This window comes from Pseudomonas paraveronii (assembly GCF_963681955.1).
GTDB classification, from domain to species: domain Bacteria; phylum Pseudomonadota; class Gammaproteobacteria; order Pseudomonadales; family Pseudomonadaceae; genus Aquipseudomonas; species Aquipseudomonas paraveronii.
Genome location: NZ_OY817130.1, coordinates 42,956 through 59,836, shown reverse-complemented (window position 1 = coordinate 59,836; position 16,881 = coordinate 42,956). Strand labels below are relative to the sequence as shown.

Annotated in this window: 20 protein-coding genes; 8 read left to right on the top strand and 12 right to left on the bottom strand. The window is 60.3% G+C overall.

The genetic code is table 11. The annotated features are described in order from the left end of the window. Window positions 1-9: 9 nt before the first annotated feature. Window positions 10-1,137 (bottom strand): cytochrome c oxidase subunit II, encoded by a 1,128-nt coding sequence (coxB, locus tag U5A08_RS00290; protein WP_253400278.1) that lies wholly within the window; start codon window positions 1,135-1,137, stop codon window positions 10-12. Between the two features lie 367 nt (window positions 1,138-1,504). Between coxB and U5A08_RS00285 the strand changes: the two genes are divergently transcribed. Next, complete coding sequence (locus U5A08_RS00285) at window positions 1,505-2,152, top strand: hypothetical protein (RefSeq protein WP_321849736.1); 648 nt, start codon at window positions 1,505-1,507, stop codon at window positions 2,150-2,152. 56 nt (window positions 2,153-2,208) lie between these two features. Here the strand turns inward: U5A08_RS00285 and U5A08_RS00280 are convergent, their stop codons facing one another. From U5A08_RS00280 to U5A08_RS00270, 3 genes are all read right to left on the bottom strand, one after another. Then, window positions 2,209-3,756 (bottom strand): SulP family inorganic anion transporter, encoded by a 1,548-nt coding sequence (locus U5A08_RS00280; RefSeq protein WP_321849734.1) that lies wholly within the window; start codon window positions 3,754-3,756, stop codon window positions 2,209-2,211. An 85-nt stretch (window positions 3,757-3,841) separates the two neighbouring features. Next, on the bottom strand, window positions 3,842-4,573 hold the full coding sequence (locus tag U5A08_RS00275; protein WP_247400246.1) for a carbonic anhydrase: 732 nt from the start codon (window positions 4,571-4,573) through the stop codon (window positions 3,842-3,844). A gap of 227 nt (window positions 4,574-4,800) precedes the next feature. Continuing rightward, window positions 4,801-5,859 (bottom strand): PA0069 family radical SAM protein, encoded by a 1,059-nt coding sequence (locus U5A08_RS00270; RefSeq protein WP_321849731.1) that lies wholly within the window; start codon window positions 5,857-5,859, stop codon window positions 4,801-4,803. Between the two features lie 222 nt (window positions 5,860-6,081). Here U5A08_RS00270 and U5A08_RS00265 point away from each other — a divergent pair, with 222 nt between their 5' ends. Both U5A08_RS00265 and U5A08_RS00260 read left to right on the top strand, forming a co-directional pair. Next, on the top strand, window positions 6,082-6,339 hold the full coding sequence (locus tag U5A08_RS00265; RefSeq protein ID WP_253400274.1) for a hypothetical protein: 258 nt from the start codon (window positions 6,082-6,084) through the stop codon (window positions 6,337-6,339). A 478-nt stretch (window positions 6,340-6,817) separates the two neighbouring features. Beyond that, entirely contained in the window at window positions 6,818-7,507 is a 690-nt protein-coding gene (locus tag U5A08_RS00260) for a phosphatase domain-containing protein (protein WP_321849730.1), read from the top strand. A 7-nt stretch (window positions 7,508-7,514) separates the two neighbouring features. Here the strand turns inward: U5A08_RS00260 and U5A08_RS00255 are convergent, their stop codons facing one another. Together U5A08_RS00255 and prlC are read right to left on the bottom strand one after the other, a co-directional pair. Continuing rightward, complete coding sequence (locus U5A08_RS00255) at window positions 7,515-7,787, bottom strand: YheV family putative zinc ribbon protein (RefSeq protein WP_247400240.1); 273 nt, start codon at window positions 7,785-7,787, stop codon at window positions 7,515-7,517. After that, window positions 7,784-9,883: an oligopeptidase A gene (gene prlC, locus U5A08_RS00250; protein WP_253400272.1), complete on the bottom strand. Its 2,100-nt coding sequence runs from the start codon at window positions 9,881-9,883 to the stop codon at window positions 7,784-7,786. Before prlC ends, U5A08_RS00255 begins: the two co-directional genes overlap by 4 nt. Window positions 9,884-9,937: 54 nt before the next feature. Here prlC and U5A08_RS00245 point away from each other — a divergent pair, with 54 nt between their 5' ends. Together U5A08_RS00245 and U5A08_RS00240 are read left to right on the top strand one after the other, a co-directional pair. Beyond that, window positions 9,938-10,480, top strand: a complete 543-nt coding sequence (locus U5A08_RS00245) for a gamma carbonic anhydrase family protein (RefSeq protein WP_321849726.1) — start codon at window positions 9,938-9,940, stop codon at window positions 10,478-10,480. After that, complete coding sequence (locus tag U5A08_RS00240; protein WP_321849725.1) at window positions 10,477-11,136, top strand: HAD family hydrolase; 660 nt, start codon at window positions 10,477-10,479, stop codon at window positions 11,134-11,136. Before U5A08_RS00245 ends, U5A08_RS00240 begins: the two co-directional genes overlap by 4 nt. 86 nt (window positions 11,137-11,222) lie before the next feature. Here the strand turns inward: U5A08_RS00240 and U5A08_RS00235 are convergent, their stop codons facing one another. After that, on the bottom strand, window positions 11,223-12,266 hold the full coding sequence (locus tag U5A08_RS00235) for an aminopeptidase (RefSeq protein WP_321849724.1): 1,044 nt from the start codon (window positions 12,264-12,266) through the stop codon (window positions 11,223-11,225). 110 nt (window positions 12,267-12,376) lie between these two features. Here U5A08_RS00235 and U5A08_RS00230 point away from each other — a divergent pair, with 110 nt between their 5' ends. Further along, window positions 12,377-12,799, top strand: coding sequence for a PA0061/PA0062 family lipoprotein (locus tag U5A08_RS00230; protein ID WP_253400268.1), 423 nt, complete (start codon window positions 12,377-12,379; stop codon window positions 12,797-12,799). Here U5A08_RS00230 and U5A08_RS00225 read toward each other — a convergent pair whose 3' ends face one another. Both U5A08_RS00225 and U5A08_RS00220 read right to left on the bottom strand, forming a co-directional pair. Next, window positions 12,800-13,039 carry a DUF1161 domain-containing protein gene (locus U5A08_RS00225; protein WP_253400267.1) on the bottom strand — a complete coding sequence of 80 codons (240 nt, stop codon included), beginning with the start codon at window positions 13,037-13,039 and terminating at the stop codon, window positions 12,800-12,802. 143 nt (window positions 13,040-13,182) lie between these two features. Next, window positions 13,183-13,614: an OsmC family protein gene (locus tag U5A08_RS00220; protein ID WP_253400266.1), complete on the bottom strand. Its 432-nt coding sequence runs from the start codon at window positions 13,612-13,614 to the stop codon at window positions 13,183-13,185. Window positions 13,615-13,830: 216 nt separating this feature from the next. Here U5A08_RS00220 and U5A08_RS00215 point away from each other — a divergent pair, with 216 nt between their 5' ends. Further along, complete coding sequence (locus U5A08_RS00215; protein WP_253400265.1) at window positions 13,831-14,832, top strand: LLM class flavin-dependent oxidoreductase; 1,002 nt, start codon at window positions 13,831-13,833, stop codon at window positions 14,830-14,832. Window positions 14,833-14,893: 61 nt separating this feature from the next. On the opposite strand, the gene U5A08_RS00210 is transcribed toward U5A08_RS00215, so the two are convergent. Beyond that, on the bottom strand, window positions 14,894-15,118 hold the full coding sequence (locus tag U5A08_RS00210; protein WP_321849722.1) for a DUF1161 domain-containing protein: 225 nt from the start codon (window positions 15,116-15,118) through the stop codon (window positions 14,894-14,896). Between the two features lie 115 nt (window positions 15,119-15,233). Further along, window positions 15,234-15,449: a dodecin gene (locus U5A08_RS00205; protein ID WP_253400263.1), complete on the bottom strand. Its 216-nt coding sequence runs from the start codon at window positions 15,447-15,449 to the stop codon at window positions 15,234-15,236. Between the two features lie 156 nt (window positions 15,450-15,605). Here U5A08_RS00205 and U5A08_RS00200 point away from each other — a divergent pair, with 156 nt between their 5' ends. Beyond that, window positions 15,606-15,932, top strand: coding sequence for an ElaB/YgaM/YqjD family protein (locus U5A08_RS00200; RefSeq protein ID WP_247408555.1), 327 nt, complete (start codon window positions 15,606-15,608; stop codon window positions 15,930-15,932). Between the two features lie 8 nt (window positions 15,933-15,940). On the opposite strand, the gene U5A08_RS00195 is transcribed toward U5A08_RS00200, so the two are convergent. Beyond that, the gene (locus U5A08_RS00195) at window positions 15,941-16,837 is read right to left on the bottom strand and encodes a LysR family transcriptional regulator (RefSeq protein ID WP_253400262.1); all 897 of its coding nucleotides are present in this window, start codon (window positions 16,835-16,837) and stop codon (window positions 15,941-15,943) included. Window positions 16,838-16,881 lie beyond the last annotated feature (44 nt).

The following is a 16,881-nucleotide window of genomic DNA, read 5'->3' as shown; positions in this document are numbered from 1 at the left end:
TGAAGGTTGTCATTTGCTTTGCGCCTGTTTCAGAGCCAGCACGTCTTTGGGCGTGACCATGTCGCCTTTGTTGTTGCCCCAGGCGTTGCGCTCGTAGGTCACCACTGCGGCGATATCCACTTCCGAGAGTTGCTTGCCGAAGGCGGCCATGGCGGTGCCGGGCTTGCCGAAGTAGACGCGGTGCAGGTGGTCTTCCTTGCTTCCGGTGGCGATCGGCGAGCCTTTGAGTGCCGGGAACATCGGCGGCAGGCCCTGGCCTTCGGCCTGGTGACAGGCCACGCAGGCGCTGTGGTAGACCTTGTCGCCACGGGCCACCAGCTCTTCGCGCGTCCACTCTTTGGAGGTCAGCTCCTTGAGCTTGGCGGCCTCGGCCTTGCGCTCGCCGAGCCAGGTGTCGTAGTCGGCCTTGGACTTGACCTCGACCACGATGGGCATGAAGCCGTGGTCCTTGCCGCACAGCTCAGCGCACTGGCCCCGGTAGATGCCGGGCTTCTCGACACGGGTCCAGGCCTCGTTGATGAAACCGGGGATGGCATCGCGCTTGACCGCAAAGGCCGGCACCCACCACGAGTGGATCACGTCCGCAGCGGTCACCAAAAAACGCACCTTGGCGCCCACCGGCAGCACCAGCGGCTGGTCGACTTCCAGCAGGTAGTGTTCGCCCTTGGTAGCCTGGTTGTGGATCTGCTCGGCGGGCGTGGCCAGGTTGCTGAAGAACTCCACATCCTGGCCGAGGTATTTGTAATGCCACTTCCACTGATAGCCGGTGATCTGGATATCTATGTCCGATTCCGTGCTGTCGTAGATGTTGATCAGGGTCTTGGTCGCCGGAATGGCCATCGCCACCAGGATCAGCAAGGGCACTACGGTCCAGAGGATTTCCACGGTGGTGCTTTCGTGGAACTTGGCTGCCACCTGGCCCGTAGACCGGCGGTGAAGGATCATCGACCAGAACATCGCGCCAAATACGACAATGCCGATCACTACACAGATCCAGAAAATGGTCATGTGCAGGTCGAACACAGCGTGACTGACTTCTGTCGCCCCTGGCGCCATATTCGTTGTCCAGGCGGCGTGCGCCTGACCGAATACTGACCACAACAGGAGGCCCATCCAAACATGTGGATGTCGCGTCATTGCGGGTTCCCCTTATCGTTCTTGTTATCCCGCCGGTGTGCACCTGCGTCGAAGGGAGCGGCTTCCATACTGCTTACAACCGCTTAGCCTCACCTGCTTATGCAGTCTGGCGTCATCAGCTAATCGCGTACAAAACCGAGTATAGACAGCACCTGCAACCCCGCAATGTGTCGGGGCAAATGAGCTAAAACAGACGGACGGAGCCCATAAAATCGGGGACGGAATTGTTTATCCGACGAACGATGGCAATTCGATATAACCGCGGTGCATAACCATGAAATAATTATGACAAATGCGTCTTAGACGCTTGTATAAACGAACTACCTTGTCCTTTCCCTTTTCCTACGCCTGTTTCACTGGAGCTTTCATGAACACCGCCGCATTGCGCGAGCAGATTTCCCTTGCCCATCAACACGAAGCCAGCACTGGCCAACTGGCCCAGCAACTCGAGAAACAATTACCGCACCTGCACCCGGCCATCAGCCTGGCGGAGGGGGATCGCAACATCGTCATGACACGCTTTGTCACTGCCTACGTCGACCTCGTCCCGGACCTGCTGGACGCCGCCAACGACGTAGCCCGCGAGGCCGGCATCGAAAGCCAGGTCAAGCCGGTACTGAAGATTGCCGAGCAATTTTTCCTGCAACCGCCTGCGATTCTGACAGGCCATATCGGCCTCGACGGCCTGCTGGACGAGGCCTACCTGGCCCATCGCTTGGTCGAAGAGGTCAATGACCTGTATATCAAGCATTTCGGCCAACCGTTGATTCCGGCGGATACGACCGTGGCCAACCTGATTGCCCATCAACTGATTGGTGAAAAATTTGCCAACCAGTTGGACGAAGCCGTCCACCATGCGGTGGATGAAATGCTCAACGAAGACAACTTTGCGCTGGAATCGGTCGAGGCGTATCGCGAGCAGCTCAAAAGCGTGGCCACGGAAGCGGCGTGGAAGCGCTGGCCGTGCCTGTCACGCAAGCTGGGCGTTGGGCTGGAGCTGGACCAGTCGGCCTGACGCTAAACAAATGTGGGAGGGGGCTTGCCCCCTCCCACATTTTTGATCCGGTTCCGTCAGCTGGTAAACGGCGCCGAACCGATCCCCGTCGTCGTCCGCACCCGTCCTTCCAGCCGACGCTTCAACCCCCGCGCCTCGATCACCAGCTTCGCGCCCTTGGCCGCATTGGCCCGGCCCCACTCCTCCAGCAACTCCAGGCAAGAGTGGTCGATGTAACTCAAGTTACTCAGCGGTACATGCACGGTGGTTCCCGCAGGCACCGTCGACAGCACCTGGGTTAACGCCGGCACCTTCAGAAAGGTCGCCGCACCGCTCAAACGCAGTTCCATTTCGCCGATCTGGGGCAAATCGACCAGACTGATTTTCAGGCGCGAAGCCTTGAACGCCAGTTTCAGCAACGTCAGCCCGAAGCCCACCAGCACGCCGGTCAGCAGGTCGGTAAAGACGATCGCCAGCGCCGTGGCCGCGTAGGTAAACATCGGCATCCGCCCGTAGCGGCCCAACGCCCGGAACGCCTTGACGTCCACCAGCTTGATCCCGGTGTACACCAGCACGCCCGCCAAACTCGCCACCGGAATGCTCTGCAGCACGCTCGACAGCAGCAGCACGAACCCCAGCAGCCACACGCCGTGGAACATCGCCGACAAGCGCGTGGTGGCCCCGGCTTGCACGTTGGCCGAGCTGCGCACGATCACGCCGGTCATCGGCAAGGCGCCGACCAGGCCGCAGAGCATGTTGCCCACGCCTTGCGCAGACAATTCCTTATCGAAATCGGAACGCTGACCACTGTGCATACGGTCGACCGCTGCGGCGGAAAGCAGGGTTTCGGCACTGGCGATAAACGCCACGGCGAACGCGGCGATCAACAATTGAGGGTCGGCCAGGTTCAGCAGGTCGCTGGGACGCAGCCAATCGATGGCGTCAGCGAGGTTTTCCGGAACCTCCACGCGCTTGACCTGCAACGCGAGCACCAGGCTGGTTACCGTTGCCAGGCCCACCCCCAACAAGGCGCCCGGCACGAACCGCAGCGGTTGCGGGCGGAACTTATCCCACAGGTACATCACGAGCATGGTCGACAAACCCAGCAAACCGGCCTGCCAACCAAGGCCGCCGCCCAGCGTAGGAATCGCCTCTGCCAGCGCGGCCGGGAAGTTCGCCAGGTTATCCAGCCCTGATGGCTTGGGCGCACCGTCGAGCATCACATGGACCTGCGACAGCACAATCAGCACACCGATCCCCGCCAGCATGCCGTAGACCACCGCGGGCGCCGTGACACGGAACCAGCAACCCAGACGCAAACGTCCGGCCACCAGTTGCAGGAAGCCGGCCAGCAGCAGGATCGGCCCGAGCATCAGCATGCCGTGCTGGCGCACCAGCTCAAACACCAATACCGCCAAACCCGCCGCCGGCCCGCTGACTTGCAGTGGCGAACCTGCCATCCAGCCCACCACCAGGCCACCGATAATCCCGGTGATCAGGCCCTTGGACGGCGGCATGCCGGACGCGATCGCGATCCCCATGCACAACGGCAGGGCGACCAGAAACACCACCACGGAAGCCAGCAGCTCCCGAGGCAATACAGCTTTTAATTGAGCAGCACGCATGATGACTCTCCCGAGGCATTCGCCGGGCACGGTAAAGCCTGGCTGCGTCCATGGCAGCCACCGCGTTACCCGGCAGGGAAGTGTGTTAGAAGCGCGCTTTAGGCGTCGCGGAGGGGATCGGCTCGGTGCCGTTCAGCGGTCGAAACGCCGCCTTTTCCGCATCGTAGGCGCGGATTTCACTGGTCTCGATGTCGTAGATCCAGCCATGGATATACAAATGACCATTGGCCATGCGCGAGGCCACGGAAGGGTGGGTGCGCAAATGCTGCAACTGGGCGATGACGTTTTCTTCGGTCAGCATCTTCATGCTCTCGCCTTCATTGGCGCAATCGCAGTTATCGTGAACCATGGTCTTGGCGACTTCGGCGTGACGCAGCCAGGCTTTGACCGTCGGCATCTTCTCCAGGCTCGCCGGGTTGAGCACCGCACGCATCGCGCCGCAGTCGGAGTGCCCGCACACGATGATGTGCTGCACGCCCAGGGCAAGGACCGCGTACTCGATGGCGGTGGAAACGCCGCCGTTCATCTGCCCGTAGGGTGGCACCACGTTGCCGACGTTACGGGTCACGAACAGGTCGCCGGGCGAGCTCTGGGTAATCAGCTCGGGCACGATGCGCGAGTCGGCGCAGGTAATGAACATCGCTCGCGGGTTCTGGGCCGTGGCGAGTTTCTTGAAGAGCTCTTCTTGCTGAGGGAAGACGTCGTGATGGAAATGCAAAAAGCCGTCAACGATGTGCTTTAGCGCTGCATCGGCGGACTCCGCCACTTGAGCGGCTGAAGCCGACGCAGCCAACGGCTGTTTATCCTTGTCACTCATGATGCATCCTCTTGATTAATGCAGGGGAGGGTTCAGGTCAATTCGACGCCGGGCCGATGGGATAGTTTTGGAACGCCACAAAGCCGGGTTCCGACTCGTCAGTCACTCGCTGAACAAGGTAGCCGTCGAAACTTAACTCAAACTGAATCAACCGCTCTAGATCGCGGGCTTCAGTGATATCAAAACGCGACTATCGCCACAATCACAGCGCGTGTTTGCCCTGTAGTCTACAACAACGCCATCTGCCTGCCCGGTGGGCAGAACGCCGTGCAATCCAGATTGAAACCTTCCCGACGGTCGAGCCCCAGGCGTTTGATCGCCTTGCTGAAACGCTGCGCCAGCAGATCGGCAAACGGCCCTTCTCCGCGCATGCGCACGCCGAAGCGGCTGTCATACACCTCCCCGCCGCGCACCTGACGCACCAGGCTCATCACATGGGCGGCGCGCTGCGGGTAATGCGCGGCCAGCCACTCCTCGAACAGCGGCGCCACCTCCAGCGGTAGGCGCAGCATCATGTACGCCGCACTTTGCGCACCGGCCGCATGGGCTTCGGTGAGCAGGCTCTCCAGTTCGCTGTCGTTGATCATCGGGATCATCGGCGAGCACAGCACCCCCACCGGGATGCCGGCCTCGCGCATCACCCGGATCGCCCGCAACCGCGCCTTGGGCGCAGCAGTGCGTGGCTCCAGGATGCGCTTTAGCTCGTCGTCGAGGCTGGTGAGGCTGATCATCACCGCCACCAGCCGCTGGCGCGCCAGTTCGGTGAGCAGGTCGAGATCGCGCAGGATCAGCGAGCCCTTGGTGATGATGGTCACCGGGTGCCGATAGCGCAGCAGCACTTCGAGGGTTTGCCGGGTGATCGTGTACTCGCGCTCGATCGGCTGGTACGGATCGGTGTTGGACCCCAGGTTGATCGGCGCACACACGTAGCCGGGCTTGGACAGCTGCTGCTCCAGCACGTCGGCGGCGTTGGTCTTGGCGATCAGTTTGGTTTCGAAATCCAGCCCCGGCGACAGGTCCCAATAGGCATGGCTGGGCCGCGCATAGCAGTAGATACAGCCATGCTCACACCCGCGATAAGGATTGATCGAGCGATCGAACGGCAAGTCCGGCGAGTTGTTGCGCGTGATGATGGTCTTGGCCGTTTCGATACGCACTTCGGTGCCCTGGGTCGGCGGCACTTCCTGATACCAGCCGTCGTCCTCGGCCACGCTGACGGTGGGCGCGAAACGATTGTGCAGGTTGGTCGCCGTGCCCCGGCCACGGGGCGGCAGAGAAGAACTCATGGACAGGCCTCAATACTGTGTTTACATACAGTATTCGAACCCGACGTTTCCCGCCAGCGCCGTTGGGCGGGAAGTTGCGAGGTAATCGACTTACATCTGAAAACACGGTGTATTACATATCAACTTTCAGGACATAAATCGCCACATTTTAGTCATGGATTAAATTTTCATCCTGCAACTATGATCTTGCCCCAACTTAGCAAAACCCAAAAGGAACTTAATATGTCTCAGGACGAACTACGTTTGACGTGTGAAGACTTTGAAAAAGATAACAGCCCGGAAATCTTACTCGAACGTTTAACCAACGGGGATCTTTCTTACGCCATGTACGCCTCTTCATCCAAGAAAGACGGCCACTACGACACGACATCGTCTCCAACGGATCTGGACAATGACGGCGACTTCGACGATGAGGACAAGTCGATTTTCCTGACCATGGCCAACGCCTTTGCAAAGACCTGCCAGCGTAAAGAGAATTAAACCAATCGCTCAAACAAACTAGAACCGCCCAATTTATATAAACCGCTTATATAAGTTGGGCCAGCAAGACTTTATCTTGCTCAGTTTCTATCAGCCGACTTTTTACGTAAATCCGCAACTTGAGCGGCACTTGTTGCCCCCCCCTTTATTACCCCAACTGCCCCGGATGAAACTGACGACATCCGCCACTTCATGGTCCGACAGGCAAGCGCCCACAGGGTGAAGGTCGCCACGTCTAAACCCTCTCGTCGCGGATGGAAACTGCCGGTTTGGCGGCAGCAGGTTGGACCCAACCCACCCAAGGAGATAGAACGCAGCGGCAATCAATAGCAAGCCAAGCATCGAGAGAATCGATTCAGTGCAAAACCTGCGGCGTCGAGAAGGATTCACGATTCTTTGACGGACCGCTCACACCCCCTTGACCCCGCTTAGTCGACGCTTGGCCTCACCCGCCAACCCTCTATCGGTTACGTCGCGCATGTTCAAGCATCAATGGCTACCGGCCCTCGGCCTCGCGTTCCTGGCACTGTTCACCAGCGCACACACCTGGGCGGACGACACCGCATCCCTTCGCTCTCCCGAATGGGCGCAGCCGGTTGGCAATCAATACAACCTGCACCAGATGACGCCCACGCTCTACCGCAGCGCGCTGCCAGACAGCAACGCGGTACCTCTGCTGGAAAAACTCAAGATCGGCACCGTAATCAACTTTCTGCCGGAGTCCGATAGCGATTGGCTGAAAACTCCTGATATCCGACAGGTCCAGTTGGTTTATCGCACCAACCATGTCGATGACGCTGACGTGCTCGCCGCGCTGAGGGCGATTCGCGAGGCCGAAGCCAACGGTGCGGTGCTGATGCACTGCAAACACGGCACAGACCGCACTGGCCTGATGGCGGCGATGTATCGCGTGGTGGTTCAGGGTTGGAGCAAGGAAGAGGCGTTGAACGAAATGACCTTGGGCAGCTTCGGCAGCAGCAAGGGCCTCAAGGACGGTGTTCGCTACATGATGAAGGCCGATATCGACAAGTTGCGCACAGCCTTGGCGAATGGCGATTGCAGCACCAGCGAGTTTGCCCTGTGCTCAGTGAAAAGTTGGTTCAACACGGCCAGTACCACCAGCCCTGTTGAACCCACCAAAGACCCCAGAGCGCTGATTACGCCCTGACAGGATCTCAGTCTTTCTTCAGCTTCGGGTTAGGAAAGAACTGCACCGACTGCACCTTCGGGTCCGGCGCTTTGAGCGCCGAGGTATTGACCCGCGTACCCAGCTCCTTGGGCACCGACAAGCCCTGATCATTCAGCGTGTCGGTATAGCCGCAGGCCACGCACTCGCGATGCGGCACGTTGTCCTCGGTCCACATCTTCAATTTATCCGGCTCGCTGCACGCCGGGCAAACGGCCCCGGCAATAAACTGCTTTTTGGTAATCACTGGCACGTCACTCATGCTGCTGCGTCCTCACTCAGGCCGCTGTGGCGCAAGAGTGCGTCAATCGACGGCGCACGCCCGCGGAAATCGACAAACAACACCATCGGCGCCTGGGAACCGCCACGGGCCAGGATCGCCTCGCGGAAAGCACGTCCGGTTTCGGCATTGAGCACGCCGTCTTCTTCGAACTTGGAGAAGGCATCGGCCGACAGCACTTCAGCCCACTTGTAGCTGTAATAACCCGCGGCATAACCACCGGCGAAGATATGCGCGAAGCTGTTGGGGAAGCGGTTGTAGGCCGGCGGACGCATCACCGACACCTCGTCGCGCACGCCTTCGAGTACCTGCGCCACGCTGCGGCCGTCGCCGTGGGTGGCGTGCAGTTCAAAGTCGAACAGCGAAAACTCCAACTGGCGCACCATCATCAGGCCGGACTGGAAGTTTTTCGCGGCGAGCATTTTTTCCAGCAGGTCCTGGGGCAGCGGCTCGCCGGTTTCGTAGTGGCCGGAGATCAGCGCCAGGCCTTCCGGCTCCCAGCACCAGTTCTCCATGAACTGGCTCGGCAACTCCACCGCATCCCAGGCCACGCCGTTGATGCCGGACACGCCGGCATGCTCGACACGGGTCAGCAGGTGATGCAGGCCGTGGCCGAATTCGTGGAACAGCGTCGTCACTTCGTCGTGGGTCAGCAGGGCAGGCTTGCCACTGTCGGCCGGGGTGAAGTTGCACACCAGGTTGGCCACCGGGCTTTGCAGCACGCCGTCGAAGGTGCGGCGACGGTCGCGAGCGCCGTCCATCCAGGCGCCGCCACGCTTGTTGGCGCGGGCATACAGGTCGAAGAAGAAGCGGCCGACGTGCTGGCCGTTTTCCTTGATTTCGAACAGGCGCACGTCCGGGTGCCAGGTGTCGAAGCCTTTCTGCTCGGCGATCTCGATGCCGTACAGGCGCTGCACGATGGCAAACAGGCCGCCGAGCACCTTGTCGATCGGGAAGTAGGCGCGCAGCGCTTCCTGGGACACGCTGTAGCGCTGTTCACGCAGTTTTTCACCGTAGAAACCGCTGTCCCAGCTTTGCAGGTCGGCGCAGCCCTGTTCGGCGGCGTAGGCCTTGAGCTGTTGCAGGTCCTGGGCGGCAAACGGCTTGCTGCGCTTGGCCAGATCACGCAGGAAGCTCAGCACCTGGTCGCTGGAGTCGGCCATTTTGGTGGCCAGGCTCAATTCGGAGAAGGACGCATAGCCCAGCAGCCGGGCCAGTTCCTGACGCAGGTCGAGGATCTGTTCCATGATCGGACCGTTATCGTTCTGACCGGCATTCGGGCCTTGGTCCGACGCACGGGTGCAATAGGCGGCGTAGATTTCTTCGCGCAGGGCGCGGTCCTGGGCGTAGGTCATCACCGCGTAGTAGCTGGGGAATTCCAGGCTGATCAACCAACCGTCGAGGCCTTTGGCCTGGGCGGCGGCGGCCATTTGCGCCTTGGCCGAGTCGGTCAGGCCGGCGAGGCTGGCTTCATCGGTAACGTGTTTGGTCCAGGCCTGGGTGGCGTCCAACAGTTGGTTGGAGAATTTGCTGCCCAGCTCGGAGAGTTTGCTTTGCACTTCGGCGTAGCGTTTTTGCTGCTCGGGCGGCAGATCGATACCCGACAGGCGGAAATCGCGCAGCGAGTGTTCCAGGATGGTTTTTTGCGCCACGTCGAAACCGGCGGCTTCCGGGCTGTTGGCCAAAGCCTCGAACGCCTGGAACAGTTCGCGGTTCTGGCCCATCTCGGTGGAGTAGGCGCTCAACGCCGGCAGGCAGCTTTCATACGCTTCACGCAATTCGGCGCTGTTGCACACGGCGTTGAGGTGGCTGACCGGGCTCCAGGCGGCGCCCAGACGATCATTCAGTTCATCCATGGCGAGGACCAGACCGGCCCATGTCGGATTTTTCCCCTGGCTTTGCAGGATGCCTTCGATGGCAAGCCGGTTGTCGGCGAGGATCTGTTCGATGGCCGGCTGTACGTGCTCGGCACGGATCGCCGAGAACGGCGGCAGGTCGTAGGGCTGCAGAAGAGGGTTGTTCGCGCTCACGGTTGGCACCTTGGCTGAAGAAACATGTAAGAACAAAGATGGGGCCATCTTAATTACAATCAACGTCCACCGCAGCTATCAGCAGAAGAGAGAGAGGCTATCGTGACCCTTCGCACCTATCAGAACCACACGCCAACCCTGGGCGCCGGGGCTTTTGTCGATATTTCGGCGGTGGTGATCGGCGATGTAGAAATCGGCGACGACAGCTCGGTTTGGCCGCTGACCGTGATCCGCGGCGACATGCACCGCATCCGCATCGGCGCGCGCACCAGCGTGCAAGACGGCTGCGTGCTGCACATTACCCACGCCGGGCCGTTCAATCCTGATGGTTTCCCACTGCTGATCGGCGACGACGTGACCATCGCCCACAAAGTCATGCTGCACGGCTGCACCGTGGGCAATCGCATCCTGATCGGCATGGGCAGCATCGTGATGGACGGCGCCGTGGTCGAAGACGACGTGATCATCGGCGCCGGCAGCCTGGTGCCGCCGGGCAAGAAACTTCAAAGCGGCTTCTTGTACGTCGGCAGCCCGGTTAAACAGATCCGCGAACTGACTGACAAGGAACGCGCGTTTTTCACCTACAGCGCCGCGAACTACGTGAAGCTCAAAGACCTGCACCTGGCGGAGGGATTCGATCAATGACCCTGCACTATCCAACCGTACTGTTCGACCTGGACGGCACACTGACCGACCCACGCGAGGGCATCACCCGCTCGATCCAGTACGCCCTGGGCAAACTCGGTATCGACGAGCCCGACATCACCCAACTCGAACACTTCATCGGCCCGCCGTTGCTGCAAGCCTTTATGCAGTTCTACGGCTTCGACGAAGCCAAGGCCTGGGAAGCGGTGAATTTCTACCGTGAACGCTTCAAGGTCACCGGTTTGTATGAAAATCGCGTGTTCGACGGGGTGATGCCGCTGCTCGAAGCCCTCAACAGTCAGGGTCGCCAGTTGTACGTAGCCACCTCCAAGCCGTGGGAATTTGCCCGCGAGATCGCCCGCCATTTCGATTTTGCCAAGCACTTCAAGGTGATCTACGGCAGCGAACTGGACGGCACACGCAGCAACAAGGTCGAGCTGATTGCCCACTTGATGCGCGAAGAACGCCTGGACCCTGCCACTACCTTGATGATCGGCGACCGCAAGCACGACTTGATCGGGGCGCGCAGCAATGGGCTGGATTCGGCGGCGGTCGGGTATGGGTTTGGCAGTTTCGAAGAGCTGAGTGCCGAAGCGCCGACCTGGCATTTCGAGACGTTGGACGAGTTGCATCAGGCGTTTTTGCGGCGGCCTTGAGGGCGCTATCGGGAGCAAGCTCCCTCCCACATTTGGCCTGCGTACACGGGTCAAAATGTGGGAGGGGGCTTGCTCCTGATGAGGCTCTAACGGCCAGCACCTTCCAACTGCCTCAACGCCGCCTTACGCTGTGCCACCGGCAATTGGCCCATCCGCTCCACTGCCGCATAGAACTTCAGCCAATTCCCACCTTCCTGCCGGAACAACGCCGCAAACGCCGGCACCCACTGGTCATACAGCCCGAACGGTAGAAGCCGCGCATTGTTCATCGGCTGGTTCACCCAGGCGTCATAACGTTTGTCGCCGCCCCACTGACTGTCCCGCACCTGTCGGTATTCGCTGCGCAGGCGCTCGAATTCGGCCGCCTTGGCCCGCCGCATCGCATCGGCCGCCAAGGGCTGGGCGTAGAGCGTTTCCAGACGTTTGCGGGTATCGAGGACCAACCGGGTAAATTGGTCACGCTGCTGCAGCGCCGCGCTGCCGATCGGCGCCAGGCCCCGGGCGACGCGCCATTGGCGCGTGCCTTCCTGCTCGACGAAGGTGGCAAAGGATTCATTGAACTCGGTGTCGTCCTTCACGTAGAAGCGCTGGTGCGCCAGCTCGTGAAAAATCAACGTGGCCAGGCGCTCATCACCCCAGCTCAGCATCGAACTCATGATCGGGTCATTGAACCAACCCAAGGTGGAATAGGCCTCGACGCCGCCAATCGACACATCCATGCCTTGCTGCTTGAGCAACGCGGCCTCACCCCGCGCCGCACCCTGGCTGTAATAACCGCGATAGGCGACGCAGCCGGCGATGGGGAAGCAGTGATTTTGCGCCGCCAGGGAAAACTCCTGCGTGGCAAAAACATTCCAGACCACATATGGCCGGCCAATATCGGCGTACAGCCGGTAACTCTGGTTGTCAGGCAAGTGCAGTTGCTCGCTGGCGAACGTGCGCGCCTTTTGCGCTTGCACCAAGTGATCACGTAACGGCTGCGGTCGCGCGGGGTCGGCAATCACCTTGGCCACCGGCTCCCGGGCCTGCAGCAACTGCCACTGGCCGCTGGCCAATTGGCCGTAATAACTGACGCTGGAACACCCGCTGAGCAGCACAACCCACAACCCTGGAAGAAAACGCCTGACCATGCCGCGACTGCTCCTGGGTAATTGGCTCGCCAGCCTATCGTGACTGCCCGGCGTTTTTCCATGGCGTAGCGCGTTTATACTCAAAGCTCTCCTTGTGTTGAGTGCCCGCCATGCGCCAGCTAGTGCTTCCCATCGCCGCCCTGTTGCTCAGCGCCTGTGCTTCGCCGCCTATCCCGCCGGTGGACCCGCAACAGGCCTGGGTCGATTTCGCCACCCCGACACCGGGGGCCAAGCTGGTGATGGCCCAACGGCTGGATGGGAAGAACCTCAACGACGGACGCTTCTTCCAGGTCCCGCCGGGCAGTCACGAGCTGATGGTGCGCTTTGATTTCGAAGTGCCGACCGGCGGCAGCTTTGGCGGGTTGTCGCAGACCCAGGACCGGACCTGCTTCATGACCTTGCAGTACGACCACTTCGAGGCAGGTCAGCGTTATCGCCTGGAGGGGCGCTCGTTGGCCTACACACCGAATATCCGGCTGTACAACGCCGCGCGTCAGTTATTGGCGCAAGAGCGCAGCGTGAACTGCATCTGATCAGTCGTTGTTCTTCTGGTAGATGATTGCCTTGGTACCGTTCTCACACGTGCCTACGACCATGGCGACATCGTGCTTGTCGGCTTCTTCCTTGCTGACGATTTCCAGGGTGTAGGACGGAACCGAGTTAGCCTGGATTTTGATCTCGATCTCTTTCCTGAGTTCTTCGCAGTCTTTGGTCGCGGCCGCCGCCGATGTGGCCACTACACCGCAGATGATCGCCAAAGCAAAACGTTTCATGTGTGAAGCTCCCTGAATGCATGCGCACGGGTGTGCGCCTAAGGCTGCATAGGCTATAGGACCACATCAGGGAAACACGAGTTCTGATTTAACGCACAACTAAATGTGGGAGGGGGCCTGCTCCCACATTCTTAATGTCTGCGTCAGTTGACGAGCGTGGCGTCCAGGCTGATTTTCGCGTTCAGCACCTTCGACACCGGGCACCCTTCCTTGGCCTTTTTACTCAGTTCTTCGAACTGCGCCTGGCTCGCGCCGGGAATCTTGGCCTTGAGCACCAGGTGTACCGCGGTGATCGCAAAACCACCGTCGACCTGATCCAGGGTCACTTCGGCCTGGGTGTCGATGCTGTCAGCCTCGAGCCCGGCGTCGCCGAGAATCATGGAAAACGCCATGGAGAAACAGCCAGCGTGGGCCGCACCGATCAACTCTTCAGGGTTGGTGCCCTTGCCGCCCTCGAAACGGGCCTTGAAGCCGTAGGGCGCTTCGCGCAGCACGCCGGTTTCCGTGGAGATGGAACCCACGCCTGTCTTCAGATCACCTTCCCAATGCGCGGATGCTTTTTTTACGATACTCATAGCAGTCTCCTCAAACGATGGTTTTGCGTCAGTAAGGGTTCTGAGGATAGATGCTTTGCCAAAGTTCACTTGTAAGAGAAACCTAGCAGCAAAGTAGGAAATTTCTCACGACCTATTGAATCTCGGGTATATGCCCTCATTGCATAGAACATGCACATGAAGCGGCAGGTTTTGGTTCGTCTAAGAAGCCTGCGCCCTTATTGGAGAAGCAGGCTTATGAAATCGCTGTCCGACGTGAAGTTCTCGACCCTCGACCTGGTGCCCGTGCGGGCCAACGGCAGTCCCGCACAGTCGCTGCGCAATTCCCTGGACCTGGCCCAGCATGTGGAAAAGTTTGGCTACAACCGCTTCTGGGTAGCTGAACACCACAATATGGATGGCATCGCCAGCTCGGCCACCTCGGTATTGCTCGGTTACCTGGCCGGCGGCACCTCGACCATCCGCGTCGGTTCCGGCGGCGTGATGCTGCCCAACCATGCGCCGTTGGTGATCGCCGAACAATTCGGCACCCTGGAAAGCCTGTACCCCGGTCGGATCGACCTCGGCCTGGGGCGTGCGCCCGGTTCCGACCAGATGACCGCCCGCGCCCTACGCCGTGAGCGCTCCGGCAGCGCGGACGACTTCCCCGACGACGTGGCCGAACTGATGGCCTACCTCGGCCCGCGCACGCCCGACCAACGGGTGATCGCGGTTCCCGGCACCGGCACCAACGTCCCGGTGTGGCTGCTCGGTTCCAGCCTGTTCAGCGCACAACTGGCCGGTGAGCGCGGCTTGCCCTACGCCTTTGCCTCCCATTTCGCACCGCGCTTGATGCATGAGGCGATTCGCGTGTACCGCAATCACTTCAAGCCTTCGGCCGTTCTGGACAAGCCCTACGTAATGCTCGGCATTCCGTTGGTCGCGGCGGATACCGATGAACAGGCCGATTACCTGGCCACTTCCGTCTACCAACGCATCCTGGCGCTGATGCGCGGGCAGAGCCTGGTGCAGCGTCCGCCGGTGAACAGCATGGACGGCCTGTGGCTGCCCCATGAAAAAGACGCGGTAGGCAGCTTCCTCGGCCTGGCGATGGTCGGCAGCCCGGCGAAGATCCGCGCCAAACTGGAGGTGCTGATCGAACAGACCGGCGCCGATGAGCTGATCTTTACCTGCGATCTGTACGAACACGCCGACCGGATTCATTCCTACGAACTGCTCGCGCAGTTGATGAAGGGCTAAACCTCGCAGGCGAAAAAAAACCGACGCACCTGCGTCGGTTTTTTATGTCTGCAACGTGGGATTAACCGCGCTTGTAGACGATTTCCTTGGTGCCGCCTTCGCAACTGCCAACGACCTTGCCGTCAGCCGCAACGCCTTTATCCACCACTTCCAGCGAATAACCCGAAGCGCCCTTGGCGTCGATTTTCGCGGCAATTTCGCTTTTCAGCTCTTCACACGGCTTGCCCGCCGCCAGCACGGTGCCCGCCATGCTCAATAAACCTACCGCTAACAGGAACTTCTTCATCCGTCACTTTCCTTGCGCTGATCGAAACGAGCGTGCCGACACTGGTCGCATCGGCCCCCATTGGTTGTAGCGCAGGTTATGGCAATCGGCCAGCCGGCAAGTTCAACCGCTCCGATCAACTACTGGCAATTCGGAACCCCACCTTCAACGTAACCTGGAAGTGCGCGGCCTTGCCGTCCTTGATATGGCCTCGGGTTTCGATCACCTCGAACCACTCCAAGTGCTTGAGGCTCTTGCTGGCTTCGGCCAAGGCGTTGTTGATCGCCTCTTCGATACTGGTGGCGGACGAGCCCACCAATTCGACTTTTTTGTAGGTGTGATGATCAGACATGGCGTTTCTCCTGAGGGTCGTCAATAAAGCCTAGCAGTGAAAGTTCATACTGCTTCTGGCGACCATTCCTATTCGAAAGTTCAGATTTACTGCACTTTCTGAAACGGCCGTAGTCGGTATCTACACACGCCACTCAATCATTTCAGGAGAGTCCACATGGCCAACACTTCTTTACGCAAAGCGTCGCTGGAAAGCATGGAAGCCGAGATTTCGAGCTTGCTCAAGTCCCTTGAGGACCTCAAGGACGATGCTTCCGATGAGTCGCGCAAGACCCTGAAGGCCCTGAAAAGCAATGCCGAGAACGCACTCAAGCATTCCCGTCACCTGATCAGCGACGCCTACGAAGAAAGCAAAGTCAAAATCCGCGAAACCGGTGTGGCGACCCGGGACTACGCACAAGAGCACCCATGGACCACAGCTGGCGTTGCCGTTGGCGCACTGGGCCTGCTGGCGGCTTACCTGCTGTGCAAACGCGGTAACTGATTTGCCGGCTATACCGGCTGGCGCAACAGCTCAGCCTTGAGCCATTGCGCCAGTTGCCGAGCGCGCCCATCCGCGGCGCGCTTGGGTAGCCACAACGCCAGGTGCGCCGGGGTTTGCGTGAAACCCCACGGCGCCACCAGGCGACCGGCGCGCACATCCTCCGCCACCAGCGGCTCCGGCGCGATCGCCACGCCCAGCCCTGCAACCGCCGCTTCCAGCAAGTAGTACAAATGCTCAAAACCCTGGCCGTGTTTCAACGCACCGGGCTCGATCCCGTGTTGCTGCGCCCAACTGGGCCAGGCCTGCGGGCGTGACGTGGTGTGCAACAGCGCTTCGCCACACAGCGCCGCAGCCGGGGCGTCGCGCAGGCGCTCGTAACCGGCGAAACGCGGGCTCATGACCGGGCCGATACGCTCGCTGGCCAGCTCGTACACCTGCATATCCGCTGGCCACGGGGGTTCGGCGAACAACAGCAGCGCGTCCAGACCGGGGCGGCGGGGGTCCAGGTCACCTTCGCCCGCCGACAGGTGCAAGCGCAGATCGGGCAGGTCGGCATTCAAGCGGCCCAGGCGCGGAATAAACCAGCGCGCCAGCAAACTGCCCGAACAGCCGAGGACGAACGGTGCATCGGCGCTGCTTTGGGTGATTTCTGCGCACGCATCCCTTAACCGCTCGAACGCCTCGGCACTCGCATCGCGCAGACGCACGCCGGCATCTGTGAGTTTGAGGCCGCGTCCTTCCTTGACGAACAGGCTGACACCCAAATGTTCTTCCAGCACTTTAAGCTGGCGGCTCACAGCGCCATGGGTGACGTGCAACTGTTCAGCAGCCTGGCTCACGCTGTTGAGGCGGGCCGTGGCTTCGAATGCGCGTAGGGCGTTAAGGGGCGGAAGGTCTCGGCTCATCTGTGAGTTTTCCTGACAGGTTACGGCGATCTTATCGGTTTTCA